Genomic DNA, 25626 nt, shown 5'->3' on the forward strand with positions numbered 1-25626 from the left:
GAATTTTAATTATTTTTAAGAAATTTAATTTTTTAAAAATTCCGTAAAATAATTGTTTTGTATACAAAAATATACATGATTTTTGAATTTAACATTTTTTAAATTTATGACACAGGGTGTTTTTTATTCTTTACAATGGCTTCACTTCCTTTAAAGCAGCTTGTGGTGCACGCTTTATATTTTATTTTTTTATCCCCATCGAACAGGTATTTAGATAATGGATTTCAATACCCTTGACCAAGAAACGGTACAGAAAAAACAGAAGTTTCACCAAATTTTGTATGTACAGGTCATTTTTGCAATTATTTTAGGCGTTTTAATAGGTCATTTTTACCCTGAACTTGGACAAAGCTTAAAACCGCTTGGTGATGCATTCATCAAGATCGTTAAAATGATTATTGCTCCCGTAATCTTTTTGACCGTGGTTACTGGTATTGCCAGCATGACGAACATGAGTCGAGTTGGACGTGTGACTGGTAAAGCTATGCTATATTTCATTACTTTCTCAAGTCTTGCACTTGTGGTTGGTATGATTGTGGCAAACATCATTCAACCTGGTAAAGGCTTAAATATTGATCCAGCGACCTTAGTCAGCGATAAAGTAAATACTTACGTTGAGAAGGCTCATGCTACCAATATTACTGACTTCTTCATGAATATTATCCCGCAAACCCTGGTAAGTCCGCTTGCTGGTGGTGAAATCTTGCAGGTTCTATTTGTGGCGGTGTTATTTGGTATTTCTTTAGCTGCTTTAGGTGATCGTGCGCGTCCAATCACTGATTTCCTAAATAACCTTACTGCTCCAGTTTTCTACTTGGTTGGCATGTTAATGAAACTTGCGCCAATTGGTGCTTTTGGGGCTATGGCATTTACTATCGGCGCATATGGGATCGAATCAATTGGTAATCTATTACTGTTGATTATGACTTTCTATATTACAGCTGTGCTGTTTGTATTAATTGTTCTAGGTGCTGTGGCGCGCTATAACGGCTTTTCAATTATTGCTTTGATTCGTTATATCAAAGACGAGCTCTGGTTGGTTTTAGGTACAAGTTCATCTGAAGCTGCTTTACCTTCCCTCATGGATAAAATGCAAAAAGCAGGTTGCGAAAAATCTGTAGTGGGCTTAGTCATTCCTACAGGTTACTCATTTAACCTTGATGGTACTAATATTTATATGACCATGGCCGCTTTATTTATTGCACAAGCATGTAATGTAGACTTATCCATTAGTGAACAGCTTGCATTACTTTTAGTGGCAATGGTGAGTTCAAAAGGTGCAGCAGGGGTAACGGGCGCAGGCTTTATTACACTGGCCGCTACTTTGTCGGTTGTTCCATCTGTACCAGTGGCAGGTATGGCGCTAATTTTAGGTATTGACCGTTTTATGTCTGAGTGTCGTGCTTTAACTAATTTAATTGGTAATGCATGTGCAACAATTGTTGTTGCTCGTTGGGACAAAGCTCTGGACAAGGACGTTCTAGATAAAGCATTAGGAAAATCTAAAACGAATTAATTATTTAAAATTTTAATTCGAAATAAAAAACCTGTAGCAATTGGCAATTTGGGAGAGGCGCCATGCTACAGGTTTTATTTTATCTAGTCGAAAATTTAATTTAAAAAAACTATCTTCTATATAAATGCTTAATTATGGGAGGTCAGTATAAAATTTCTCACAAACTCTCATATAGATCTACTTATGAAGTAGAACTTTTGAGGTGCCTATACTAAAAATAGTATATGCAAAACAGCTCAAGCTTACGCTTTTAAGTGATCCTCAAACTCTTCACCTAATTGCATCGCTAAGGCATTACCAGCCAAATCACACGTGACTAAACCATATTCTTTTTTAAAACTGAAAGTGAAACCTTTTCCATCGGCAAGATTTTTAACCGAATATCCTAATTTTTCTAACCAAATACGGAACGCAATTAAATTTTTAGCTTTAACAACCTTTTTCACGTGAGAACTCCTTCTATCCGTGTCTTACACCTTATTTATTAATAGGGATTTACTAGGATTTTTTAAAGGGGGAAAACTTTGTTTTATTTTGCAACTTGTAAAAAAAGTAATAGAGATAAACCAATCTTCTTCATTTTATGAATTTATTCAGTTTTTGTGTAATCATTTTTATCACTAATAAAATTTAACTATTTAATTTTTATAATTATTTTAAAATATAAGAATTAGAGTAAATTTTAATCAAAAAAAATTAATTTAAAATCAATAAATGTAAAAAATAATTTCACGAAACATGCCTTATTCAAAAAGATACAGTTCTTAAAATTAAACTGTATCTTTATATAAAGCCAAAAAATTAGAAATTATCTTTTAAACTACGTAATTGAGCGAACTCATCTACACTTTCAGCACGTAAAAATGGATTGGTTGCCAACTCAAGTTCAATACTACTTGGTAGGGTAATTTTACCTTCCGTGCGAAGCTTACGAACTTGTTCTGCACGTTCTTGTAAGGCATGATTTTCAGGTTCTACGCTTAAAGCAAACTCAGCATTAGAAAGCGTATATTCATGTGTGCAATAGACTTTAGTTGTGGTTGGAAGGGCAGCAAGTCGATTTAAAGAGTGATACATTTGTTCTGCCGTACCTTCAAATAGTCGGCCACATCCCATTGCAAACAAAGTATCTCCACAAAAGAGCGCATTCAACTCTTCAATAAAATAAACAATGTGTCCTAAGGTATGACCAGGTGTCGCAATAATCTCTGCTTTTAAATCATTAAACTTTAGATGGTCATCATGTTGAAGGGGATGGGTAATACCAGGAATTTTACTTAATTCGTCTCTTGGACCATATACAGCTAGAGTGGAATTTGCCATTAAATCTGCAACGCCACCAATATGATCTTTATGCCAATGTGTAAGCCAAATTTGCTTTAAAGTTAAATGATGCTCATCACAAAATTGAGTGACTAACTCAGCTTCTGTTGGATCAACTGCAACAGCTTCATGAGTTTCAGTATCTTCTAAAATCCAGATATAGTTTTGTAGGGCATTTTGCACATCAATAAAATGAATTCTATAACGCATTGTTTTTATCCTGAAACTAAATCCAAAGAGTAAATGATTAATCGCTAATTCTGATGATAACAGAAAATGCTATTAAGCCACGTACTGAACTGTTTGATGACAAAAACTTCTAAAAACAAAAAAAGCCCCCGTTTAGGGAGCTTTGATTTGTATATAAATGATTTAACGTATCTTAGAGAGCCAGTTGCCCAAAGTCTGTACAATCTGTACTAAGAGCAAGAGGATAATCACTGTTAAAATTACGACACTTGTATCAAAACGTTGATAACCATAAGAAATTGCTAAGTCACCAATACCACCAGCACCAACCGCACCAGCCATAGCAGTCGCGCCGATAAGGCTAATCGTAGCAGTTGTTAAGTTCAAAATAAGAGAACTACGAGCTTCAGGTAAAATAAAGCGTGAAATAATCTGCCAAGGCGTTGCACCCATTGCTTGAGCAGATTCGATAATTCCTTCATTTACTTCAAGTAGGGAAGTTTCAATAAGTCGGCCCATATATGGTCCAACATAAATCGTTAAAGGAACGATTGCCGCCCATGTACCAATCGAAGTACCTACCAAGAACTTTGTAAGTGGAATAACTGCAATAAGTAAAATAATAAATGGCAGAGAACGCAATGCATTTACAATTGGGTTAAGCAAATGATAAATGAATTTGTTTGGTAAGATCCCTTCAGGGCGAGTTACAAGCAGAATAATGCCTTGGATGAAGCCCCAAATACCACCAAATATAAGTGCAAAGAACACCATATTAAAGGTTTCTTGTAATGCAGTTACAAACTGGTCCATAGAAAGGGAACTTTGCCAGAAAGGCTGAGTAAGTTCAGTTAACCATTGTACGATTAAATCTCTCATACTTGATCTCCTGATTGAACTACGCTCACTTCATTTTTCTCTAAAAACTCAATCGCTTGACTGATCAACTGCGGATCACCTAAAAGCTGTACAAACATTTGACCAATCACTGTGCCATTAATTTCAGTCATATTGGCAAATAAGATATTTAAACTAATATCATATTGTTTAATAAGTGACTGAATTACAGGTTCTTGAGCCGAACGTCCTAAGAATTGTAGGCAATAGATGCTGTGGTGATGCTGATTTTCTAATTGATTTAGAATGTTAACTGGTAACTGCTGATGTAAAACAGTTTGTATAAAGTTTTTAGTTGTTGGATGCTGAGGATTACTAAAAATATCAATAGTTGAGCCTTGCTCAATCACTTTACCAGCTTCCATAACTGCAACATGGTCACAAATAGATTCAATGACATCCATTTCATGAGTAACCATAACAATTGTGATTTTCTGTTCTTGATTGATTTTCTTTAAAAGCTCTAGAACTGATTGAGTAGTTTGCGGATCTAGTGCAGATGTGGCTTCATCACATAATAAAATTTTAGGATGGTTTGCTAAAGCACGCGCAATACCAACACGTTGCTTTTGACCGCCAGAGAGTTCATCTGGATAGGCATCTTTTTTATGCTTAAGATCAATAAACTCTAATAATTCATTTAAACGCTTTTCACGTTCTGCTTTTTTATAATTTAGCAGGCGCATTGGCATTTCGATATTTTCAGCAACTGTTTTGGTTTGAAGCAAATTGAAATGCTGAAAAATCATACCAATATTTGCACGCTCCTGACGTAATGAACGTGCATCTAAAGCAGTGAAGTCCTTTTGATTAATAATAATCTGACCTTCATTTGGTCGTTCGAGTAAATTAATCAGGCGAATTAAAGTACTTTTACCTGCACCACTATAGCCAATAATGCCGAAAATACTGCCCTCTGGAATCTCTAAATTGATTTGATCGAGTGCGCGTATGGTTTGGCTTTTGAGCTGATAGTGCTTTGAAATGTTTTTAAATTGAATCATATCGTCAGAAACTATGCTTGAAAGAAAAAACAGGCAAAGATAATTTGCCTGTTTCACGTTTGGGCTATTATATTACTATTTAGCTTCTGAGAGATAGCTGATTGGTTTGTCTACGTCAACTTTTGTTCCACCAAAGTGTTCTTCAATGTATTTTTTAACAGCTGCAGTGTGGTAAAGCTTACCAACTTTTTGCAAGACAGGATCATTTTTACGTGATTCAGCAGTTGCTAGAACGTTTACACTAATTTTTGAGATTTGATCAATAGGTTCATAGAACATAGAATCTTTGAGTACGTTTAAACCTCCCTCGAGTGCTATGGTATTATTTAATACAACTGCATCAAATTCATTTTTAAGACGTAATGCAGTTTCCATTTTGATTGGTTTGATGTTGATCTTTTTGGGATTTTCGATAACATCAATTGGACTGCCCTGAACAGGATTATAGTCAGCTTTAAGCTTGATTAAGCCAGCAGTTTGTAACAAGAGTAGCGCACGAGATTCGCTGGCAGCATCATCCGGGATTGAAATAATTGCACCTTCAGGAAGTTCTTCAATTTTTTTGTATTTACTTGAATAAATCCCCATTGGCTCAATATAAGTGGTAGAAACCGCTGCAATCTTATCCGGGTTTGAATTATTAAATACAGTAAGATAAGAATAAGCTTGGAATGCGTTCAAATCTACTTCTTTATTTGCAACTGCTGTATTCATTGAAACGGAGTCTGAGAAGTTTTTTACTTCTAACTTCAGTCCAGCAGCTTGGGTTTCAGGTAAAGATGCGATATAACGCCAAATGTCAGCATCCGAACCTGTAGAGGCAATTACTACCTTTTGTACTTTGGAACTATCATTGTTTTGTTCGGCTTGTTGAGCATTTTCTTGTTTGCTACATGCTGTCAATAATACTACTGACATGCTTAAAAAAAGGCTGATCAGCTTTTTCATTTAAAAAAGTCCTGATTAAGATATAGAACAATAACGATTGATCTATATCAATATGAAAAAAGAGGAGTTGGAATTACAACTAGTCTAAACTCTGTGATCTTTTTCTGGGGTTCCATAATTTGCTTGCATATTTTGGCTATAACAGAGGGTAATTGTTTAATAAACAAAAACTGTTTCCCCAAACAGTTCATCCCCAACAGTAGCCAAACGAGCATTCATAAATTTAGAATATTAAAAAACTCTCTACAGGCATAATTTGTAGAGCAAGTCTTTATGGAAATTATTAAAACAGCAGTGTCTGATGACAGTTACAACTATGTACTAATGATAGCAATAAAAATGTAGTTGATATAGAGGGCTTTTTTCTATTTGTTGATATCTTAATAAATCTTATAAAAATTTATATCATTTTCTTCTATTGGTGTACAAAATAAAAAAGCTCCCTAAATAGGAAGCTTTTTTTGCTAACTTTTATTCAGCTTTTTCACGTGCAATCGCGCGGTAACCGATGTCACTACGGTATTGCATACCTGTGAAAGTTACTTGTCCACAAACTTCTAAAGCATTAATTTGTGCTTCAAGAACGCTGTCACCTAGAGCAGTTACGCAAAGCACACGTCCGCCAGAAGTCACAATGTGGCCATCTTCACGAGTAGCAGTACCTGCATGGAAGATTTTAGTATCTTCTGGTGATTGACCAATACCTGAAATCACATCGCCTTTACGCACGCTGTCTGGGTAGCCTTCTGCTGCAAGTACAATACCGATTGACTTACGCTCATCCCACTCTGCTTCGCTTGGTAAGTTACCCGCGATACCTGCTTCAACCAAATCAACAAGAGATGACTTTAAGCGCATCATGATTGGTTGAGTTTCAGGGTCACCAAAACGGCAGTTAAATTCGATTACGCGTGGTTGACCTTGTTCATCAATCATTAAACCAGCATACAAGAAACCAGTGTAAACATGACCGTCAGCAGCCATACCATCAACAGTTGGACGCATAATTTCAGTCATCACACGTTCAAATACGTCTGGAGTTACAACTGGAGCAGGAGAGTAGGCACCCATACCGCCAGTGTTTGGTCCTTGGTCGCCTTCAAAAATACGTTTGTGATCTTGTGAAGTTGCCATTGGTAAAATATTTTTACCATCAATCATACAAATGAAAGAAGCTTCTTCACCAGCGAGGAATTGTTCAATTACGACACGTGAACCTGCATCACCAAATTTGTTGCCTGCAAGCATGTCATCAATTGCTGCAAAAGCTTCTTCATTGGTCATTGCAACGATGACGCCTTTACCTGCCGCTAGACCGTCAGCTTTAATTACAATTGGTGCGCCATTTTTCTCAACGTAAGCTTTCGCTGCATCAACTTCAGTAAATACTTCGTAAAAAGCAGTTGGAATGTTATGGCGTTTTAAAAAATGTTTAGCAAACGCTTTTGAGCCTTCAAGCTGCGCTGCATATTGAGTTGGACCCCAAATTTTTAAACCAGCTTCACGTACAGCATCTACTACACCATTTACTAATGGTGCTTCTGGACCAACAACAATCAGCTCAACATTATTTTCTTTAGCAAAAGCAATAATTGCAGGGTTGTCCAAAATATCAAGTTGGACGTTAACGCATTTTGCTTCTGTTGCCGTTCCGGCATTACCAGGCGCAACAAAAACTTGAGTAACTTTGGTATCTTGCGCGATTTTCCATGCTAAAGCATGCTCACGACCACCACTACCTAAAACTAAAATATTCATTTTTAATTTGTTCCTTAACTTTAATCCTTTTTCATCCCCCTCTATTTCTCGAAGTGGAGAGATAGTTCCATTATTGTGGAAAACCCTCCTGAATAAAAGGAGGGTTAGGGAGGACTAAATTTAAATTAGTGGCGGAAATGGCGCATACCAGTGAAGACCATTGCAATACCAGCTTCATCAGCTGCCGCAATAACTTCTTCATCACGCATAGAACCACCCGGTTGAATGATACATTTAATGCCAGCTTTAGCTGCATTATCAATACCGTCACGGAATGGGAAGAATGCATCAGATGCCATAACAGCGCCTTCAACAACCAAACCAGCATGCTCTGCTTTAATTGCAGCAATACGCGCTGAGTTAACACGGCTCATTTGACCCGCGCCTACACCAATAGTTTGACGATTTTTTGCATAAACAATAGCGTTTGATTTTACATATTTCGCAACTTTCCACGCGAAAATAAGGTCATCAATTTCTTGTTCAGTAGGAGCACGTTTAGTAACTACTTTAAGATCATCTTTAGTGATCATGCCCAAGTCCTGGTCTTGAACAAGTAAGCCGCCGTTGACGCGTTTATAGTCAAGTTGCGGAGCACGTGCATCAATTGCAGGTAATTCGCCACATACTAAAACACGAACATTTTTCTTCGCACCAGTTACCTCAAGTACGCCATCAGCAATGCTTGGAGCAATAATAACTTCAACGAATTGACGGTCAACAATTGCTTGAGCAGTTGCAACATCTAACTCACGGTTAAATGCAATAATGCCACCGAAAGCAGATTCTGGATCTGTTGCATAAGCTAAATCATAAGCAGCTTTAATACCGTCTAAAGAAACCGCAACACCACAAGGGTTAGCATGTTTTACGATGACACAAGCTGGTTTAGCAAATGATTTAACACATTCAAGTGCAGCATCTGTGTCAGCAATATTGTTATAAGACAATTCTTTGCCTTGTAATTGTTTTGCTGTAGAAACAGAAGCTTCTTTTGCGTTTGCTTCAACATAGAAAGCAGCAGATTGATGTGGGTTTTCACCGTAACGTAAATCTTGTGCTTTATTTAATTGAGTGTTGAACGTACGAGGGAATAAATCAGCTTCACCTTCGGTCTTACCAACGCGAGCGCCTAAGTAAGAAGCGATCATACCGTCGTATTGAGCTGTATGTTCAAATGCTTTAACCGCTAAATCGAAGCGTGTTTCATAAGAAAGTGAACCTGTAGCTTTTAATTCGCTAATCACTGTATCGTAATCTGAAGCATTTACAACAATACCTACAGAGGCATGGTTCTTAGCAGCAGCACGTACCATTGTCGGACCACCGATGTCGATATTTTCGATAGCATCAGCAAGAGAGCAGTTAGGTTTAGCAACTGTAGCTGCAAATGGATAAAGGTTGACAACAACTAGATCGATTGGATCAATGTTGTGTTCTTGCATAACTGCTTCGTCTAGACCACGACGAGCTAAAATACCGCCATGAATTTTTGGATGTAGTGTTTTTACACGACCATCCATCATTTCTGGGAAACCAGTATGTTCAGATACTTCAACAACAGCAATGTTATTATCTTTAAGCAACTTGTATGTGCCGCCTGTAGATAATAATTCTACCCCTAAAGCTGCAAGGTTTTGAGCAAATTCGACAATTCCTGTTTTGTCTGATACAGAAATCAAAGCACGTTTAATAGTCATGATGTTCAAGTCAACAATTTCAAGTCTACGGATTAAAACCAATTAGAAGCATAAAAAAATGCCCACGACGTCGTGAGCATTTTATCATTTATTCACTCATTAAACCGTGAGCTTTTAACTTTTTGCGTAAAGTGCCGCGGTTTAGTCCAAGAATCTCTGCGGCACGTGTTTGGTTGCCACGAGTATATTCAAGAACTACAGATAAAAGAGGTTTCTCCATTTCTGCTAGCACCATGTCATATACCTGAGATGGTTGCTCACCTTGCAATTGTGCAAAATAATGACGAACTGCGCGATCCACGTGGATGCGAAGAGCAACATCAGATTGTGCAGTAAAAATAGGAGATTTGCTATTCATGCGAGTTAATCCGAAAATCAAATACTAGCTTGGGTAAAGTAGTATATAAATGTGGTCTAAAAATACGGAGTCCTGTTTTAGATCCTAAAACATTGACTCTAAAACATAAGAACAATTAGCTTGCCATAAATCTTCGTATTGAGTAAAAAATAAGCGTAACAATAGTTAAATATTTGTTACAGCCCCCTCAAAAACAAAAAAAGTTAGGCTATGCGCTTAATTTAGAAAAGCACACATGCTTAACAGTATATTTTTTGAATTGAGAGCGAGGAGTATATGAGTCAAAGCTTTCGTGGCGCGTATCATACCATTGTCTAGGAAAAAGTGAGCAAATTAACTGCATTTTTTTTTATTTTTTTTTCACTTTTTTTACAAATTAGGGGTGGACAATTTCTAATCGATAATTTACTAGGCTTTTTTTGCTTTTATTTAAATCAAATTGAAATTTAAACGGTGTATTAGTTGGGATACGTTGAATGCCTCGTAAATTTTCAACCAAGTATTGTTGAGGAGTAAAAATGATCTCTTCTTGATTGCCTTCTTGACCAAAACTTAATTTTAGGTTTGGTAACTCAATACTTTTATTATTTTGATTGACTAGAACGCCAGAAAATCGAGTATGTTCTATATCTATTCTACGTAGCTTTACCTTTTCTATATAAAGAAGTTGATATTGTTCAGCTGACTTACTGCAGTGCAGTATTTGACAGACATAATTAAATGCATGGCTAATAGCAGGGCTTTGCTGCATAAGTTTTGGGTTGAACCAGAGAATCTGAAAAGTAAAAACTAAAATCAGAATCAGATTCGCAGAACTCCAAAGTGTATAGTACAACCAGCTATGCTTTTTACCATTATCCTGTTCGGGTGAAGTTGCTTGTTCAGCTAAGTTGAGGTTGGGAAGAGCATTGATGGGCTCGTTGTGGAAGTAATTTAAATTATTTAAATATGTCAAAAGATCAATATTAGAGTTTTCAACTTTCTGATCAAAGATATCTAATACATGAGAATGAGTCATATATCGTGTTTGAATCGAGCCGTCAGCTAAAACAGATGAGTTTGTTGCTTCTGGGAGCTCAATGTTAACCAAGTTGGTAAGAGCATTAAAATTTAAATTACATTTAGGGCAACAAACCATACCCTGAGCAACAGTTAACTGGGTAAGAGAAACTTTATAAACTGTTAAACACTTAGGGCAGCGGGTTTGTTTTTCATTCATGAGTTAAATAATCTCAATTTATTGTTTTACGTTTTCCTGAAATGCGGCACCAGTTTTCTTCGCGCTTTTCGACATCTAATATATCAAAAAATTCAGAATAAACACCTGAAACATCAGCTACTTGCTCTTCAATTACACCAGCAAGTGCGAAATCACCATCAGATTTAAGTAATTTTGCAAACTCTGGCGCAAGTGCCATGAGCGGTCCTGCTAAAATATTTGCAACTAAAACGTCTGCCTGTTGAGGTTTGAATTCTTGATCGAACTCTTCAGGAAGACCCACATATAGGCGGTCTAAAACCCCATTGAGTTCTGCATTTTGTTTTGTCGCAAGAACAGCTTGAGGGTCAATATCTGTCGCATAGACTTTTTTAGCACCTAATAATAAAGCTGCAACGCCTAAAATGCCTGAACCACAACCATAATCGATAACGATTTTATCTTTTACATCGGTTTTACCTAACCATTGTAAACATAAGAATGTACTTGCATGGTTACCTGTACCAAAAGCAAGGCCTGGATCAAGTTTAATATTAGTCGCATCTGCTTCTGGTGGTTCTAACCACTCAGGTACGATCCAGAATTTTTCCCCAATTTGAATCGGTTCATAATAATCCATCCATGCACGTTCCCAAACTTGGTCTTCAAGTTCTTCATGATGCATAGGTACATCTGGAAGTTGAGCTTTTAAGAAAGCTTCTAAAGTGTCAACATCAATTGGGTCTTGTTCGTCTTGTTGATAAATACCTGTAACAATAACTTTATTCCATAAAGGTGTTTCGCCTGGTAATGGTTCAAGCAAAGCCTGATCTTCAGCATCATCCAGCGTTACGCTTACCGCACCTAGAGACATTAAAAGTGTTTCTGTGAATTCAACTTGTTCTTGATCAACGGTAATGTGTATTTGTAACCACTTCACGAAAAGGACCTAAAAATTTTATTTAAAGGTGTATTGTAGCCGACTAGAATGGTTTAAAAAAGAAAACGGCCCATCTTTAATGGACCGCTTTTTGAAAATTTCGCTGTGTTATAGAAAAATTAAAACTTTTTTCTATACCTTAGGTTCAAACTATATTAGGGAGCAGGGGCCTTAAATTGTAGTTTGCCATTTTCGTTTGGTTGGCAAGTACCATTGAAGGTTGCACCATTATGGCTGTAAGAAACCCAATCACCCTGACGTTTTTTAGCACAAGCTCTCAGTTCTTTTTGCGTTACTGATGTACTTGACTCTGCAGCATGCTTGCTTGTTTTAGCAGTATGACTCGATTTAGTAGTGTGAGTCGATTTGGCATTATGATTAGTCGCAGCGTGGGTCAACGTTACGCCTGAAAAACAAAGGAGAGATGCAGTTAAGATTTTTAACATGGTCGTTTTCATTTTGTGTTCCTTCTCGTTGCGTTAATTTTAAAGTCGTAGAAGTGCTGTACGTTTTTTATTCTAGAATGAAAAATTTTTAAAAACATTCACTTTGTATTGAATTCCTGAAACAAAATGTCAAAACATGTGGTGTAGCGTAAATCATGTGATGACAATTTTGTAATTATGTACATCAATAAGCAGATAATTTTGCTATAATGTTCCGTCTTTTTTTTCTGGTGTTTTTGTACTCATGCACTATCCTAAAGTTTATGATGTTATCGTTATCGGTGGCGGTCACGCAGGTACGGAAGCGGCACTTGCTGCAGCGCGTATGGGACGACAGACTTTGCTTTTGACCCATAACATTGAGACTTTGGGTCAGATGAGCTGTAACCCAGCAATTGGTGGTATTGGTAAATCACACTTAGTACGTGAAATTGATGCCCTTGGTGGTGCAATGGCATTAGCTGCCGATAAAGGCGGTATTCAATTTCGTATTTTAAACTCGCGTAAAGGTGCCGCAGTACGTGCAACACGTGCTCAGGCAGACCGTGTTCGTTATAAAGCTGCTATTCGCGAGACATTAGAAAACCAAGCAAATCTTGATATTTTCCAACAAGCGGCCGATGACCTGATTGTGGAAGGCGATACCGTTAAGGGTGTTGTGACCCAAATGGGTATTCGCTTCGACGCAAAAACTGTTGTATTGACTACAGGTACATTCTTGGGTGGTGTTATTCACGTTGGTTTAGAAAAATCAAGCGGTGGTCGTGCAGGAGATCCTCCTTCTATTGCTCTTGCTCAGCGTCTGCGTGAATTAAAACTACCAGTAGGTCGTTTAAAAACAGGTACTCCACCGCGTATTGATGCCCGTTCAGTTGACTTCTCTGTTATGACACCACAACCAGGTGACTTCCCATCTCCGGTGATGTCATTTATGGGGGATACTTCAATGCATCCTGAACAAGTGAACTGCTATATCACACATACCAATGAAAAAACCCATGACATTATCCGTGGTGGTTTAGATCGTTCACCAATGTATACCGGGGTTATTGAGGGTGTAGGTCCACGTTACTGCCCATCAATTGAAGACAAAATTCATCGTTTTTCTGATAAAGACTCACATCAGGTGTTTTTAGAGCCAGAAGGTCTTGATACACATGAGCTTTATCCAAATGGTATTTCGACTTCATTACCATTTGATGTTCAGTTTGAACTTGTACGCTCAATTCGTGGTATGGAAAATGCCCACATTTTGCGTCCGGGCTACGCAATTGAATATGACTATTTTAATCCGCAAGCATTGAAATTTACCCTTGAAACCAAAGCTATTAACGGCTTGTATTTTGCTGGTCAAATTAATGGTACTACCGGTTATGAAGAAGCTGGTGCCCAAGGTTTACTTGCAGGTCTAAATGCTGCTCGCCGTGCGTGGGAGCAAGAAGAATGGACACCGAAACGTGACCAAGCTTATATGGGCGTATTGGTTGACGATTTGATCACCTTGGGAACGAAAGAACCATACCGCATGTTCACTTCACGTGCGGAATATCGTTTGATGTTACGTGAAGATAATGCCGATCAACGTTTAACAACTATTGGTCGTGAGCTTGGTTTAGTTGATGATGTTCGTTGGGCTGCTTATTGTGAAAAAATGGAAGCAGTTGAACGTGAAACATCTCGATTACAGCATTTATGGGCAGCGCCTAATAACCCAATGGGTAAAAAGTTTGTCGAAATGACCGGTGCTGACTTGAGTAAAGAATGTAGTGCGATTGATTTACTCAAACGTCCTAATATTAGTTTTGCTCAAATCGCAGAACTTACGGGTTCAGAAGTTTCAGAACAAGTGGGTGAGCAAATCGAGATCGCAGTTAAATATGAAGGTTATATTAACCGTCAGCATGAAGATGTAGCTCAGTTAAAGCGTCTTGAAGAAACCAAGATTCCTGCCGATTTTGATTATGATGTTGTTTCAGGTTTATCTCGTGAAATTACTCAGAAGTTAAAAACTGTGCGTCCGGAAACATTGGCTCAAGCAAGTCGTATTCCTGGTGTTACCCCAGCAGCTGTTCAACTTGTAATGATCACGATTCGTAAAAATAACATGGTCAAAAAAACAGCTTAATCATTTAGTAATTAAAAAAGCCCAGTTAAGACTGGGCTTTTTATTTTCTTATCAAAAAATATATGGAAACTTCCTAAGGAAGAAAATAGATTTCACTTCCTTTTTTTCTTATTTCACATGTTTTAAAACGAACGTTATATTGAATTCACGTTCAAACAAGAGGGCTTTAAACATGACAATGAAATCAATTCGCTATAATGGATATGATTTGGCATGCCAATGCTCATGTTCAACATAGCGCAAAAGAAGAAGCAGATCATTTTGGTGGAGGAGAACAGAATGATCTGAAAATAAATAAAACTATAAATACTAATATAAAATTAAGAAAATTATTATTCAAAATCTAAAGAGAACCTGACGGTTCTCTTTTTTATATCTAGTCATTTGTTATCAGGTTCAATTTCTCGTACTGCATTGTGTACTTGAACTGGTTCAATATGGAGCAACTTTTTACCGAAACTTCGTAACCACCAGACGAGTTGAGATGTAAAAGGAACAGTTGCCGTAACTTCGACAATGTTTTCTTCAATTGGAGTAATTGTCTGATCTTTACTTAACTGACTTTCATAAAAAGTTTTGGCAGTTTGTTCAGTCATGGTTAAGGTGAGCTGTATCAATTCAGTAGGTTGGTTGTAGTCTACCCTGAAACCTAAAGCACCCGAGTCAATATAATGATCAATATCAAAATTAACGGGGTGGAGCGCACGACTTTCTAAAACCTTAGCGGATTTGAAGCGGTGTAGGGCAAAGGTTTGTACTTCGGTTTTATCATGGCGGGTGCAAATTAAATAAATAACAGCACCTTTTTGGACCAATGCAAGCGGATTTAAAATATAAGTTTTATCTTCGCCTTGATTTACACGGGCTTGATAAACACACTCAATTTGTTTGTCTTGCAGTAAGCCTTCGTAAATTGCTTGTTGAGCAGCACGGTCGACTACAGGTGGAATCAGTGGTTGGCTTGCTGGCACAATACGGACACGATTAATCCATTGTCTTACATTATTTTGTGTAGACAGACTACGTTTTGCTAAGTCAAACCAAGGACCCATCTCATCAAGTAGACTTGGTGGGAGCAAATGTTTGAGATGTTCTTCAACCATCATAAAGGTTACTGCTTGAGAGCTTGTCATATGCGGTAAGCTTTGAATTGGTGCATCTGATTGCCACCGCCAGCCTTGAGGCACAGCTTTATTACTTTCAATTGGAAAACGCTGAGCAATTTGATTTAAATCACGCTGAATTGTCCTTAAACTGATTTCGATACCTTCACGCTCAAGCATTTCTTGCAATTCTCGAGTCCCGATCCATTTACCGGTAGGAAGGCGAGATAGAATCTGCCACTGGCGATATAAACTATTTGAAGTTTCTTTTTCTATTACAGACATAAGCGTAATACATCTATATCCAATTGCTTTGGTGTCAACACAATAAAAAAACTTTACACATTTAGCAAGTTTGTCAGATTCGGTTTATGGCACCTTTTACAATCAATGCTAAAATTTAAAAGAAAGTTATAACAACGAAAGCCAATAAGCATTATAGATATATAAGTGGCACTGAAATTGCTTATTTAAAAATGAAATATAGATAAATGATAAGACGAGGTTGCTATGTCAGAACAAGAGAAAGACCTACAAGCCGATATTGATTATTTTTTACAAGAGCAGGCGACCACCGCATTACTTAACCAGACTTCGTTTATGGACAATCTTTCGGTACAAACGAACTTATTTGAACAGTTAAAATCGCAGTTTTTTAACGAAATGCTAGACGATGTCACATCTAACGGTGCTGCTTCTAAAAAAATTGAGCAATGGTTGAGCATTCGAACTTTAGATGAGCTTAAGCAGTTAAATGCGGAGGCCAAACAACATTTTCTCTATCACGGTATTACATTTAATGTTTACGGCGATAAAGAGGGTGCAGAGCGAACCATTCCTTTTGATTTAATCCCGAGAGTAATTGAAAAAAAACAGTGGGAGAAAATAGCAGCTGGATGTGCACAGCGAGTTAAAGCTTTAAACTATTTTTTAGATGATATTTATCATGGACAACATATTTTAAAGGAACAGTTAATTCCAGAAAATCATATTATTTGTCATGAGGCTTTTCAGCCACACATGCTCAAGCACAAGCTTAAAGGTAAAATTTATTCTCAAATTAGCGGTATAGATATTATACGAGATGGCGAAGGTGAATTTTTTGTACTAGAAGATAATTTAAGAACACCTTCTGGCGTCTCTTATATGATTGAATGTAGAAATATTAGTCAGCAACTCATGCCTGAACTTTGTGCTGCAAATAATTTGCAAGGCATTGAACATTACCCAAGCTTATTAAAAGAAATACTTCAAGAAAACTCAGAGGTTGATTGTCCTTTTATCGTAGTTTTAACACCAGGGCGTTTTAATAGTGCTTATTACGAACATGCCTTTTTGGCGCGTGAAATGGATGTGCCACTGGTTACTAACCGAGATTTATTTGTAGAAAATGATCAAGTTTTTGTAAAAACGATTCGTGGACGTCAAAAGGTTGATGTGATTTATCGTCGGTTAGATGATGATTTTTTAGATCCACTTGCCTTTAGGCCTGATAGTGCCCTAGGGGTAGCAGGTCTTATGTCCGCTTATTTACAAAAAAATGTAGTGATTGCAAATGCACCGGGTACTGGGGTAGCCGATGATAAATCGATTTATCCGTATGTTGATCAGATGATTCAATATTATTTAAGTGAAACACCAATTCTGAAGAATGTCCCTACTTATCAGTGCCGCGAAAAGGAACATTTAGACTATGTATTGTCTCATCTAGATCAATTAGTGATTAAGGAAGCTCAAGGATCTGGTGGTTATGGCATGTTAATTGGTCCTAAGGCGAGTTCATGTGAAATTGATGAATTTAGAAAAAAATTGATTGCTACACCACACGAATATATTGCACAGCCAACATTAGCTTTATCTGTTGCACCGACTTTAACGACATCAGGAGTGGCTGAGCGCCACATCGACTTACGTCCTTTTGTATTGAGTTCCCCATATCGCACTGAAATTGTACCGGGAGGCTTAACACGAGTGGCCATGCAAGCAGGATCTTTAGTCGTAAATTCCTCACAAGGAGGAGGCATTAAAGATACATGGGTCGTTGAAACGCTACATTCCTAATAGTCGGTTAAAGAGGAAATTTATGGTTTTACTCAATTCGAGTGCACACCACATTTATTGGTTGGGCCGTTATTTAATGCGGATTAAATTTGCTGTATCACATTTACCATTTACCGATGATGAAAAAGCAACTCAATTTGCAGCGGCATTTGGACTGGTCATTGAGCAAGCAGAATTACTGAACTGCTATATGTTGGATACGAAACAAACATATTCATTACTGAACCAGTTCATGATTGCTAAAGATAATATTCAAGAGTTAAGAGGGATACTATCTTCTAGCGCTTATGCCGAACTGAATCATGCGATTAAGTCACTTCAAGCTCATCCTGATTCATTAAATAAAGCTTTAGCTCTATGTAATCAAATACTTGATTCTGAAAATGAAGATATAGCCTTATTTCTGAATTTAGGAAAGAAAGTAGAGCAATTAGATATACAACTACGTTTTCAGCAAGACCTTACGGGACTTTTACAGGAGCTAGAAAAATTGCTTCAACAGCTGAATGACTTAGGGTGGGAGAAGCTAAATCAATCTTGGCAATTATTAAAAGATCATCCGTCTTGGGATGCTTATTATAATTTTACTCAGCAGCTGGAATATATGTTCGAGGCATGATTATGAAATTGATGATTAATCATCAAACGCATTATAAATATACTGAAACTGCTAAAAACAGTATTCAGTATATTAAGATGATGCCTCAAACATCGCTGCATCAACATGTTGTGAATTGGGCAATCAGTGTGCCAGGTGATAAGACCCTCAAAAGAGATATTTTTAATAATATTTGGTTAACCGCTACGCAGCGTTATGAATACCAACATCTTACTTTTATGGCGCAGGGTATTGTTGAGCTTTTAAATACAGAGATAGGTGGAGTAGATGTACCTATACCATTAAAAATATTTCTTCAAAGTACAGCGGCCACTCAATATGATTCTGAAATGTTGGATTTTGCCCAGAAAATTGTAACCGTCAAAGATCGACAACACATTGCTTTGCTCAGTGAAAATATTCTGCAAAAGATGCCATATCAACCAGATAGTACATCTGTTCATACGACTGCCACGCAAGCCTTTCATGCAGCTCAAGGAGTATGTCAAGATCATGCACATGTTTTAATCGCCATGTGTCGTGCGTTACAATTACCAGCACGTTATGTCTCTGGTTATTTATTTGATCAAAATTATCCGCACCTTGCCAGTCACGCTTGGGCGGAGGTATTTTTAGATAATCAGTGGTATTGTTTTGATGTAAGCAATCAATTGTTTACGCCAAAGCATCATATTTATCTCGCAGTTGGACGGGACTATCTTGATGTTGCCCCAATTAGAGGTGTGCGAGAACAGGGTGGTATTGAAAATATGATGTCTGTGGTTCAAGTGTTGGCTTGTTGAATGTAAAGAGAACGAAATGACCTATTGTTGTGCGCTGAGATTAGAACAGGGTTTGGTGTTTATAAGTGACACTCGAACTAATGCAGGGGTCGATCATATTTCTGTATTTCGTAAGCTTCATACTTTCGGTGTAACGGGAGAGCGTTTTATTGCCTTGCAAACAGCAGGTAATTTAGCAACGACACAAGCGGTTATCGGGCATTTGCAAAATGCGCTTACTTTGCAGCAAGAGCCTAATTTATATAGTATTAATACAATGTTTGAAGTGGCTGATTTAGTCGGTAAAACTTTAAAAAATGTTTTAGAAGATATTAGCTCAGATACTCAAGAACAAATGAATTATGCTTGTAGTATTTTGGTGGGTGGACAAATTAAAGGCGGTGATATGCAGCTTTATAATGTTTATCCGCAAGGTAATTTTATTTGTGCTACAACCGACACGCCTTACTTTCAAATTGGTGAAAGTAAATATGGTAAACCTATTTTAGATCGTGCTTTATATTATGCAATGCCGTTAGATGATGCTCTACGCTGTAGTTTAATCTCGTTTGACTCAACACTGCGTTCTAATGTGTCGGTAGGTTTACCATTAGATGCCTTGGTCTATAGCAGAGATAGTTTTGTGATTCCTATGGGTAAACGAATTAGTGAAGATGATCCATATTTTTCACAAATTAGTCGTCAGTGGTCGGATACTTTACGTCGTGGTTTACAGGAAATGCCTAAACCTACAGATGATTATTGGCGTTAAAAGGTATTTCAAATAAAAAAATCCAAGCAAGCTTGGATTTTTTATTTACTAAATTATTAAGTACTTTGGCGGACTGGACGAGTGCTTAAGCGGCAAAGTAATTCATAACCAATTGTGCCGTTAGCTTCAGCAACGTCATCAACTAAACGATGATTACCCCAAAGTTCCACTTGGGTACCAAGTTTTACCTGAGTATTTGTGACATCAATCGCTATCATATCCATACTTACACGTCCTACAACTGGACAAAGTTTGCCATCAATAGCGACAAAGTTTTGCTTAACATAAGCTCTTGGATAACCATCACCATAGCCAATAGAAACTATGGCAATATCCATAGCCTGTTGGGCACAAAAAGTTGAACCATAACCCACATGTTCACCAGCTTGAATATGGTTTAACGCGATAACTTCTGCTGTGAAAGTCATGACTGGTTTTAAATCAAGCTCATGTACTGTTTTATCTGCAAAAGGTGAAGCACCGTAGAGCATAATACCCGGTCGTACATAGTCAAAATTCAGTTCTGGCCATTTAAAAATAGCCGCTGAATTACAGCAAGATGCTAAAACTGGTTCACAAGCTTGTTTTACTTGCAAAAATTGCTGTTTTTGTTGTTCATTTAAAGGATGGTCTACATCTGCATTGGCAAAATGCATAGCAAGTACACAGGTAAATCCTTCAGATTTTAAAGTTTTAATGATTTCAATAACTTCTGGGTTCTTAAAACCTAAACGGTTCATACCGCTATTTAATTTAACCCATACTTTTAAGCCTTGGGCAATGTATGCTTGTTTGTGTTTAATTAACCATTCAAACTGTTGTTGATGATGAATAACACATTCAAATTTTTGCTCAATTGCGACGGGCATTTCATCTTCAGAAAATACGCCTTCAATTAAAGTAACTGGTTGTTCAAAACCAAGTTCACGGATTTCTAATCCTTCTTGTAGGCAGGCGACACCAAAGGCATCTGAGGCATTTAAGGCTGCTAAACAGTCTTTGACTCCATGTCCGTAAGCATTGGCTTTTACCATACTTACGATTTTTGAATTTGCTGCGAGTTGTTTGACACGGTTTAAATTATATTGAAGCGCTTGGCGATCAATATAAACTGTTGCTTGACGCACCCTCATTTACTCCTTTGGGCTAGAGATAGAGTTTATTCTTCATCATCATATTGGCTGTAATACTCAGGAGAGAGATTACTAAAACGAGTATATTGACCTTCAAAGGCAAGGCGAACAGTACCAATAGGGCCGTTACGCTGTTTACCAATGATAATTTCTGCGGTGCCTGCTTCTTTAGATTCTTTGTTATAGACTTCATCACGGTAAATGAACATGATTAAGTCGGCATCCTGTTCAATCGCACCCGATTCACGTAAGTCGGACATTACTGGGCGTTTATTTGGACGGTTTTCCAGACTTCGGTTAAGCTGGGAAAGTGCAATCACAGGACAGTGCATTTCTTTTGCCAAGGCTTTTAAGCTTCGCGAAATTTCCGAGATTTCGCCAACACGGTTATCACCCATACCCGGAACTTTCATCAATTGTAAATAATCGACCATGATACAGCCGATTTTACCATCATGCATTTTTGCAATACGTCTAGCTCGGGCACGAACCTCGGTTGGTGGTAAAGCTGACGAATCATCAATGTATAAATGCATTTGTTGAAGCTGCAAAATAGTACCAGTAACTTTAGTCCACTCATCTGCATCTAAATTACCTGAACGTAAATGTCCTTGGTGAACTTTACCCATTGCAGAGATTAGACGCATTGCAATTGAGTCAGCTGGCATCTCCATAGAGAATACGAGAGCAGGGAGTTTATTGTATTGCAAAACACTTTCAACCAAGTTCATGGCAAAGGTAGTTTTACCCATAGACGGACGTGCCGCGACAATAATTAAGTCTCCAGGTTGCATACCGGAAGTTTTATTATCGAGTTCTAAGAAGCCAGTAGTTAAACCAGTAATATTGCCATCGAGTTTTGAAAGTTCATCAAGTTTACTAATTACATCGGCTGTTACAGAGCTAATTGCTTTAGGGCCAGAATCTTTTTTATTGTTATTGTGCTGTTCAGCTAAAGAGAAAATACTGGTTTCGGCTAAATCTAAAATTTCACTAACACCACGCCCTTTTGTGTCATAAGCATTTTGTAAAATTTCAGTACTTACCTTGATCATACTGCGTAGTGTAGAGAATTCTTTAATTTTGGTTGCATAGGTTTCAAGGTTATAGAAACTTGAAGGTGAATCAGCCATAAGCTGCATTAAGTATTCTTCACCACCAATAGCATCAAGTAAGTTTTGTTTTAAAAGCCAGTCATTCACTAAGACCGCATCATAAGGTGAATTTTCCTGCGCTAATTTTTCAATTGCGCGGTAAATATATTTATGACGAGTGGCATAAAAATCATTTTCTTTGAGTAGGTCACTGATTTGTTCAAAAGATTCAGCAACGGTCATCAATGCAGCAAGCACTGCTTGTTCAATGGCTAAATTGTGTGGGGGAGTGCGAAACTCTTTAAGTTGGCCTGATTCACTCGTCTTATTTTCTGTTGGAGATGAAAGCGTTAAAGAAGTGGCATTCGCCTGAGACATAATTAGACCTGATGATAAAATGTGTGCACAAAAAAAGGGTTTTAAGCCGAGAACTATCTTAAAACAAAAATAAATAAACTACCTAATTAAAAAACCAATTAAACTGAAGAACTGATCAGGAATTAATATATCTAATTTTATTTCATAAATTTAAGAGATAAAAAAAGAGCATGCGTGAGCATGCTCTTTTTTTGATGAGAAATTACTCAGATACGATAGTAACGAGAACTTCTGCAACAACATCATGATGCAATTGGATTGCGATGTTGAATTCACCAGTATGACGAAGCGCACCGTTTGGTAAACGAACTTCTGCACGGTCAACTGTAAGACCAGCATTCGTTAACGCGTCAGCGATGTCACGAGTACCGATAGAACCGAAGAGTTTACCTTCGTCACCAGCTTTAGCAGTGATAACGATGTTAACTTCATTCAATTGTTCAGCACGTGCTTGAGCAGCAGCTAATACTTCAGCTTCTTGCTTCTCAAGTTCAGCACGACGAGCTTCAAAAGCAGCAGTGTTAGCTTCAGTAGCTGCAACTGCTTTACCTTGAGGGATAAGGAAGTTACGGCCGTAACCAGCTTTAACTGATACTTTATCGCCTAATTTACCAAGGTTCTTAATGCGTTGTAATAAGATAACGTCCACAGATCACCTCACTTATGGTTGTCAGTGTACGGAATCAAAGACAAATAGCGAGCTTGTTTGATAGCAAGTGCTAATTGACGTTGATAACGAGCTTTAGTACCAGTGATACGGCTAGGAACAATCTTGCCGTTTTCAGTGATGTACTGTTTTAAAGTGTCGATATCTTTGTAGTCGATGTACGCAACATTCTCAGCTGTAAAGCGGCAGAACTTGCGACGACGGTAAAAACGTGCCATTGATGTTCTCCTTATTCAGCTTCTTGAGCAACTTGCTGTGCTTCTTCGCGTTGAGCTTTACGCGCACGCTTTTCTTCAGCACTCTTAGCAAGCAATGACTCTTCAGTGATTGCGTGTTCACGACGGATGATAAGGTTACGAATGATCGCGTCGTTATAACGGAATAATTCTTCTAACTCATCAAGCGTAGTTTGACCACATTCAACATTCATAAGAATGTAGTGCGCTTTGTGAATTTTGTTAATTGGGTAAGCCAATTGACGACGGCCCCAATCTTCTAAACGGTGAATTTGACCATCAGCTTCTTTGATCTGAGAGATATAGCGTTCAACCATACCTACAACTTGATCGCTTTGGTCTGGATGTACCAAAAGTACGATTTCGTAATGACGCATTGTCAGCTCCTTACGGTTTAAACAGCCCCTAAAAAATTAGAAGCAAGGAGTCATAGCTAAAATATAAATAGCTACGTCGCAAAAAATGCGAAGGCTGAATTATAGGTAAAAATTAGACTAAAAACAAATCTTTTGATAAGAAATATGAAAAGTTGTTTTTGAGGAGGAAATCCTCCCTTAATTAAAAGAGAGGAAGATTTGGAGCAGGGGATTGATAGGTAAAGCTAAAGCTCAAACTTAACAGGGTAATTAATATGACCGAGTAGAGGAAAAAACGTTTAGCCCAAAGTTGATCGTTTTCGGCTTTGAATCCAATAATCGATAAATAGAACCAGTATGCAGTTAAAGCATTAAAGGTAATTAAAAAGAATACATTGGTATAACCAAAACAATATAACCCATTCAAAACAGCTGCAAATAACAGGATATATATTACACATTCAATTTTCGTACGATAAATAGAACGTGCTACAGGCAAAATTGGAATTCCTGCATTTTTGTAATCATCAAAACGATAAATTGCAATTGCCCAAGAGTGGGGCATTTGCCATAAACCGTACGCTAAAAACAAAAGCAAGGCTGCCACATCAAATTGATGAGTTACCGCTGTATAACCAATAACAGGAGGACTCGCTCCGGAGATACTACCAATAACGGTTTGATGGATTGAGGTACGTTTGGTCCACAAGCTATAAAAACCGACATAGACAACAAAACCAATTACTGCAAACAAAAATGCGTAACCATTTACTCCAAACCACAAAATGCTAAAACCAATTACCCCAAGTACAAACGCATATATAAGCGCAACAGTAGGAGAGATAGTTTTTTTAACAAGTGCGCGGTTTTGAGTGCGCTGCATCTTTGTATCAATATCTTGATCAATAACATTATTGACGACACAACCTGAGGCAACGACTAACGTTGTTCCAATGAGAGTGAGCAATAATAATAAGATGTCTATAGAGCCTTGGGCGGCTAAGAAGAAGCCGCCCAAAGTGGTAACGAAATTACCGAAGAGAATTCCTGGTTTAGTCAGGAATAAATACTTTTTCAACATGACAATCAGTTTAGATCATCATATTGTAGTGAAGATAATTCATAATCCACACAGAACCGATTAACAGTACAGCGATACATAGGATCGTGTAGATAAATGCAATCATATTCCAACGTTGTTCAGATGATGTATTCATGTGTAAGAAGTACACAAGTTGTACAAGAACCTGAGCAACGGCAGTAATTGCAATCACTGTAACTAAAAGACCACGGCTGAAACCACCTGCCATCACCATCCCGAATGGGATGATGGTAAGGATAACAGATAGAATAAAACCTACAGTGTATTGCTTAAAGTTACCGTGTGACGCACCAGCAGCATTATGCTCATGACTACTCATTAGAGAACTCCCAGTAAGTAAACGACGCTGAATACACAGATCCAAACGATGTCAAGGAAGTGCCAGAACAAGCTTAAGCAAGCAAGACGACGTGTATTCGGTAAAGTCAAACCTTTAGTTTTGATTTGATACATCAATACCAACATCCACACTAAACCAGAAGTTACGTGGATACCGTGCGTACCAACCAAAGTAAAGAACGATGACAAGAATGCACTATGAGTTGGACCATGACCTTCCTCTACAAGGTGATGGAATTCATAGAGCTCCATACCGATGAAGGTTGCACCAAAAAGGAATGTAATAAATAACCAAGTAATAACTTGATTTACATTCTTTTTATAAGAGGCAAGTACAGCAAAACCGAAAGTTACCGATGAAATCAATAAGGCAAATGTTTCAGTTAACACGTAGCCTAATGAATTATGGAACAGGTCATATGCACTTGGAGTCCCTGCTGGAACATGACTGCTTAATACAGCGAACGCAATGAAGAGTGATCCGAAAAGAATCAAGTCACTCATCAAGTATGTCCAGAAACCAAAGACCGTTAAATCTGTATCATCATGTTCATGATGACCATCGTGGCCATGGTTGTCGTGATGAAGTACTTCAGCCATTTC

General features: G+C 37.7%; 27 protein-coding genes. 7 read left to right on the top strand and 20 right to left on the bottom strand.

The genetic code is table 11. From position 1 onward, the window contains the following. Nucleotides 1-217 precede the first annotated feature (217 nt). Complete coding sequence (locus tag F984_RS06555; protein WP_002049225.1) at nt 218-1516, top strand: dicarboxylate/amino acid:cation symporter; 1299 nt, start codon at nt 218-220, stop codon at nt 1514-1516. 242 nt (nt 1517-1758) lie between these two features. On the opposite strand, the gene F984_RS06560 is transcribed toward F984_RS06555, so the two are convergent. From F984_RS06560 to F984_RS06610, 11 genes are all read right to left on the bottom strand, one after another. Continuing rightward, nucleotides 1759-1962 carry a hypothetical protein gene (locus tag F984_RS06560; protein WP_000758190.1) on the bottom strand — a complete coding sequence of 68 codons (204 nt, stop codon included), beginning with the start codon at nt 1960-1962 and terminating at the stop codon, nt 1759-1761. Between the two features lie 355 nt (nt 1963-2317). Beyond that, nucleotides 2318-3049: a hydroxyacylglutathione hydrolase gene (gene gloB / locus F984_RS06565; protein WP_004708027.1), complete on the bottom strand. Its 732-nt coding sequence runs from the start codon at nt 3047-3049 to the stop codon at nt 2318-2320. A gap of 162 nt (nt 3050-3211) precedes the next feature. Beyond that, on the bottom strand, nt 3212-3907 hold the full coding sequence (locus tag F984_RS06570; RefSeq protein ID WP_004708028.1) for a methionine ABC transporter permease: 696 nt from the start codon (nt 3905-3907) through the stop codon (nt 3212-3214). After that, nucleotides 3904-4929 (bottom strand): methionine ABC transporter ATP-binding protein, encoded by a 1026-nt coding sequence (locus tag F984_RS06575; RefSeq protein ID WP_004708029.1) that lies wholly within the window; start codon nt 4927-4929, stop codon nt 3904-3906. The genes F984_RS06570 and F984_RS06575 overlap by 4 nt, the downstream gene beginning before the upstream one ends. 75 nt (nt 4930-5004) lie before the next feature. Next, nucleotides 5005-5877, bottom strand: a complete 873-nt coding sequence (locus F984_RS06580) for a MetQ/NlpA family ABC transporter substrate-binding protein (RefSeq protein WP_004708030.1) — start codon at nt 5875-5877, stop codon at nt 5005-5007. Nucleotides 5878-6348: 471 nt separating this feature from the next. Continuing rightward, nucleotides 6349-7635: a phosphoribosylamine--glycine ligase gene (purD, locus tag F984_RS06585; RefSeq protein WP_004708031.1), complete on the bottom strand. Its 1287-nt coding sequence runs from the start codon at nt 7633-7635 to the stop codon at nt 6349-6351. A 125-nt stretch (nt 7636-7760) separates the two neighbouring features. Next, on the bottom strand, nt 7761-9335 hold the full coding sequence (gene purH / locus F984_RS06590) for a bifunctional phosphoribosylaminoimidazolecarboxamide formyltransferase/IMP cyclohydrolase (RefSeq protein WP_004708032.1): 1575 nt from the start codon (nt 9333-9335) through the stop codon (nt 7761-7763). A gap of 88 nt (nt 9336-9423) precedes the next feature. Continuing rightward, nucleotides 9424-9693, bottom strand: coding sequence for a DNA-binding transcriptional regulator Fis (gene fis / locus F984_RS06595; protein WP_001086304.1), 270 nt, complete (start codon nt 9691-9693; stop codon nt 9424-9426). Nucleotides 9694-10069: 376 nt separating this feature from the next. Continuing rightward, nucleotides 10070-10912 carry a zinc-ribbon and DUF3426 domain-containing protein gene (locus F984_RS06600; protein ID WP_002049309.1) on the bottom strand — a complete coding sequence of 281 codons (843 nt, stop codon included), beginning with the start codon at nt 10910-10912 and terminating at the stop codon, nt 10070-10072. A gap of 13 nt (nt 10913-10925) precedes the next feature. Then, a complete protein-coding gene (gene prmA, locus F984_RS06605) occupies nt 10926-11831 on the bottom strand; it encodes a 50S ribosomal protein L11 methyltransferase (RefSeq protein ID WP_004708033.1) in 906 nt (301 codons plus the stop codon). A gap of 155 nt (nt 11832-11986) precedes the next feature. Then, nucleotides 11987-12289 (bottom strand): hypothetical protein, encoded by a 303-nt coding sequence (locus tag F984_RS06610; RefSeq protein WP_004708034.1) that lies wholly within the window; start codon nt 12287-12289, stop codon nt 11987-11989. 232 nt (nt 12290-12521) lie between these two features. On the opposite strand from F984_RS06610, the gene mnmG reads away from it, so the two are divergent. After that, nucleotides 12522-14402 carry a tRNA uridine-5-carboxymethylaminomethyl(34) synthesis enzyme MnmG gene (mnmG, locus tag F984_RS06615; RefSeq protein ID WP_004708035.1) on the top strand — a complete coding sequence of 627 codons (1881 nt, stop codon included), beginning with the start codon at nt 12522-12524 and terminating at the stop codon, nt 14400-14402. Nucleotides 14403-14599: 197 nt separating this feature from the next. Further along, nucleotides 14600-14749 (top strand): hypothetical protein, encoded by a 150-nt coding sequence (locus tag F984_RS22870; protein ID WP_002049353.1) that lies wholly within the window; start codon nt 14600-14602, stop codon nt 14747-14749. Between the two features lie 33 nt (nt 14750-14782). On the opposite strand, the gene F984_RS22930 is transcribed toward F984_RS22870, so the two are convergent. Continuing rightward, nucleotides 14783-15790, bottom strand: a complete 1008-nt coding sequence (locus F984_RS22930; RefSeq protein ID WP_002049181.1) for a helix-turn-helix transcriptional regulator — start codon at nt 15788-15790, stop codon at nt 14783-14785. A gap of 225 nt (nt 15791-16015) precedes the next feature. Here F984_RS22930 and F984_RS06625 point away from each other — a divergent pair, with 225 nt between their 5' ends. Genes F984_RS06625 through F984_RS06640 form a run of 4 tightly spaced genes read left to right on the top strand, consistent with a single transcriptional unit; the run spans nt 16016 to nt 19718 of the window. Continuing rightward, nucleotides 16016-17566: a circularly permuted type 2 ATP-grasp protein gene (locus F984_RS06625; RefSeq protein ID WP_004708036.1), complete on the top strand. Its 1551-nt coding sequence runs from the start codon at nt 16016-16018 to the stop codon at nt 17564-17566. Nucleotides 17567-17588: 22 nt separating this feature from the next. Next, the gene (locus tag F984_RS06630; protein WP_004708038.1) at nt 17589-18185 is read left to right on the top strand and encodes an alpha-E domain-containing protein; all 597 of its coding nucleotides are present in this window, start codon (nt 17589-17591) and stop codon (nt 18183-18185) included. Nucleotides 18186-18187: 2 nt separating this feature from the next. Beyond that, the gene (locus F984_RS06635; RefSeq protein ID WP_004708040.1) at nt 18188-18967 is read left to right on the top strand and encodes a transglutaminase family protein; all 780 of its coding nucleotides are present in this window, start codon (nt 18188-18190) and stop codon (nt 18965-18967) included. A 16-nt stretch (nt 18968-18983) separates the two neighbouring features. Further along, nucleotides 18984-19718 (top strand): proteasome-type protease, encoded by a 735-nt coding sequence (locus F984_RS06640; protein WP_002049189.1) that lies wholly within the window; start codon nt 18984-18986, stop codon nt 19716-19718. Nucleotides 19719-19774: 56 nt separating this feature from the next. Here F984_RS06640 and alr read toward each other — a convergent pair whose 3' ends face one another. The 8 genes from alr to cyoC all read right to left on the bottom strand — a co-directional run bounded on the left by alr (nt 19775) and on the right by cyoC (nt 25623). Further along, nucleotides 19775-20845 (bottom strand): alanine racemase, encoded by a 1071-nt coding sequence (gene alr / locus F984_RS06645; protein ID WP_025469288.1) that lies wholly within the window; start codon nt 20843-20845, stop codon nt 19775-19777. Between the two features lie 32 nt (nt 20846-20877). Continuing rightward, nucleotides 20878-22323, bottom strand: a complete 1446-nt coding sequence (gene dnaB / locus F984_RS06650) for a replicative DNA helicase (protein ID WP_002049228.1) — start codon at nt 22321-22323, stop codon at nt 20878-20880. 202 nt (nt 22324-22525) lie between these two features. Next, nucleotides 22526-22972 (bottom strand): 50S ribosomal protein L9, encoded by a 447-nt coding sequence (gene rplI, locus F984_RS06655; protein ID WP_000382591.1) that lies wholly within the window; start codon nt 22970-22972, stop codon nt 22526-22528. Nucleotides 22973-22980: 8 nt separating this feature from the next. Next, nucleotides 22981-23208 carry a 30S ribosomal protein S18 gene (gene rpsR / locus F984_RS06660; RefSeq protein WP_000090661.1) on the bottom strand — a complete coding sequence of 76 codons (228 nt, stop codon included), beginning with the start codon at nt 23206-23208 and terminating at the stop codon, nt 22981-22983. Between the two features lie 11 nt (nt 23209-23219). Further along, entirely contained in the window at nt 23220-23603 is a 384-nt protein-coding gene (rpsF, locus tag F984_RS06665; RefSeq protein WP_002049107.1) for a 30S ribosomal protein S6, read from the bottom strand. A 181-nt stretch (nt 23604-23784) separates the two neighbouring features. Further along, the gene (gene cyoE, locus F984_RS06670; RefSeq protein WP_002049287.1) at nt 23785-24663 is read right to left on the bottom strand and encodes a heme o synthase; all 879 of its coding nucleotides are present in this window, start codon (nt 24661-24663) and stop codon (nt 23785-23787) included. 10 nt (nt 24664-24673) lie between these two features. Next, nucleotides 24674-25003: a cytochrome o ubiquinol oxidase subunit IV gene (locus F984_RS06675; protein ID WP_000094534.1), complete on the bottom strand. Its 330-nt coding sequence runs from the start codon at nt 25001-25003 to the stop codon at nt 24674-24676. Beyond that, nucleotides 25003-25623 (bottom strand): cytochrome o ubiquinol oxidase subunit III, encoded by a 621-nt coding sequence (gene cyoC / locus F984_RS06680; protein ID WP_002049203.1) that lies wholly within the window; start codon nt 25621-25623, stop codon nt 25003-25005. Before cyoC ends, F984_RS06675 begins: the two co-directional genes overlap by 1 nt. Nucleotides 25624-25626 lie beyond the last annotated feature (3 nt).

The sequence above is a fragment of the Acinetobacter nosocomialis NIPH 2119 genome (assembly GCF_000368085.1).
GTDB lineage: Bacteria > Pseudomonadota > Gammaproteobacteria > Pseudomonadales > Moraxellaceae > Acinetobacter > Acinetobacter nosocomialis.

Bases quoted from the DNA above. Each gene is read 5' to 3' on its own strand.
- F984_RS06555 (WP_002049225.1), top strand. From the start codon at position 218: ATGGATTTCAATACCCTTGACCAAGAAACGGTACAGAAAAAACAGAAG.
- gloB (WP_004708027.1), bottom strand. From the start codon at position 3,049: ATGCGTTATAGAATTCATTTTATTGATGTGCAAAATGCCCTACAAAAC.
- F984_RS06570 (WP_004708028.1), bottom strand. From the start codon at position 3,907: ATGAGAGATTTAATCGTACAATGGTTAACTGAACTTACTCAGCCTTTC.
- F984_RS06575 (WP_004708029.1), bottom strand. From the start codon at position 4,929: ATGATTCAATTTAAAAACATTTCAAAGCACTATCAGCTCAAAAGCCAA.
- F984_RS06580 (WP_004708030.1), bottom strand. From the start codon at position 5,877: ATGAAAAAGCTGATCAGCCTTTTTTTAAGCATGTCAGTAGTATTATTG.
- purD (WP_004708031.1), bottom strand. From the start codon at position 7,635: ATGAATATTTTAGTTTTAGGTAGTGGTGGTCGTGAGCATGCTTTAGCA.
- purH (WP_004708032.1), bottom strand. From the start codon at position 9,335: ATGACTATTAAACGTGCTTTGATTTCTGTATCAGACAAAACAGGAATT.
- fis (WP_001086304.1), bottom strand. From the start codon at position 9,693: ATGAATAGCAAATCTCCTATTTTTACTGCACAATCTGATGTTGCTCTT.
- F984_RS06600 (WP_002049309.1), bottom strand. From the start codon at position 10,912: ATGAATGAAAAACAAACCCGCTGCCCTAAGTGTTTAACAGTTTATAAA.
- F984_RS06610 (WP_004708034.1), bottom strand. From the start codon at position 12,289: ATGAAAACGACCATGTTAAAAATCTTAACTGCATCTCTCCTTTGTTTT.
- mnmG (WP_004708035.1), top strand. From the start codon at position 12,522: ATGCACTATCCTAAAGTTTATGATGTTATCGTTATCGGTGGCGGTCAC.
- F984_RS22870 (WP_002049353.1), top strand. From the start codon at position 14,600: ATGGATATGATTTGGCATGCCAATGCTCATGTTCAACATAGCGCAAAA.
- F984_RS22930 (WP_002049181.1), bottom strand. From the start codon at position 15,790: ATGTCTGTAATAGAAAAAGAAACTTCAAATAGTTTATATCGCCAGTGG.
- F984_RS06625 (WP_004708036.1), top strand. From the start codon at position 16,016: ATGTCAGAACAAGAGAAAGACCTACAAGCCGATATTGATTATTTTTTA.
- F984_RS06630 (WP_004708038.1), top strand. From the start codon at position 17,589: ATGGTTTTACTCAATTCGAGTGCACACCACATTTATTGGTTGGGCCGT.
- F984_RS06635 (WP_004708040.1), top strand. From the start codon at position 18,188: ATGAAATTGATGATTAATCATCAAACGCATTATAAATATACTGAAACT.
- F984_RS06640 (WP_002049189.1), top strand. From the start codon at position 18,984: ATGACCTATTGTTGTGCGCTGAGATTAGAACAGGGTTTGGTGTTTATA.
- dnaB (WP_002049228.1), bottom strand. From the start codon at position 22,323: ATGTCTCAGGCGAATGCCACTTCTTTAACGCTTTCATCTCCAACAGAA.
- rpsR (WP_000090661.1), bottom strand. From the start codon at position 23,208: ATGGCACGTTTTTACCGTCGTCGCAAGTTCTGCCGCTTTACAGCTGAG.
- rpsF (WP_002049107.1), bottom strand. From the start codon at position 23,603: ATGCGTCATTACGAAATCGTACTTTTGGTACATCCAGACCAAAGCGAT.
- cyoE (WP_002049287.1), bottom strand. From the start codon at position 24,663: ATGTTGAAAAAGTATTTATTCCTGACTAAACCAGGAATTCTCTTCGGT.
- F984_RS06675 (WP_000094534.1), bottom strand. From the start codon at position 25,003: ATGAGTAGTCATGAGCATAATGCTGCTGGTGCGTCACACGGTAACTTT.
- cyoC (WP_002049203.1), bottom strand. From the start codon at position 25,623: ATGGCTGAAGTACTTCATCACGACAACCATGGCCACGATGGTCATCAT.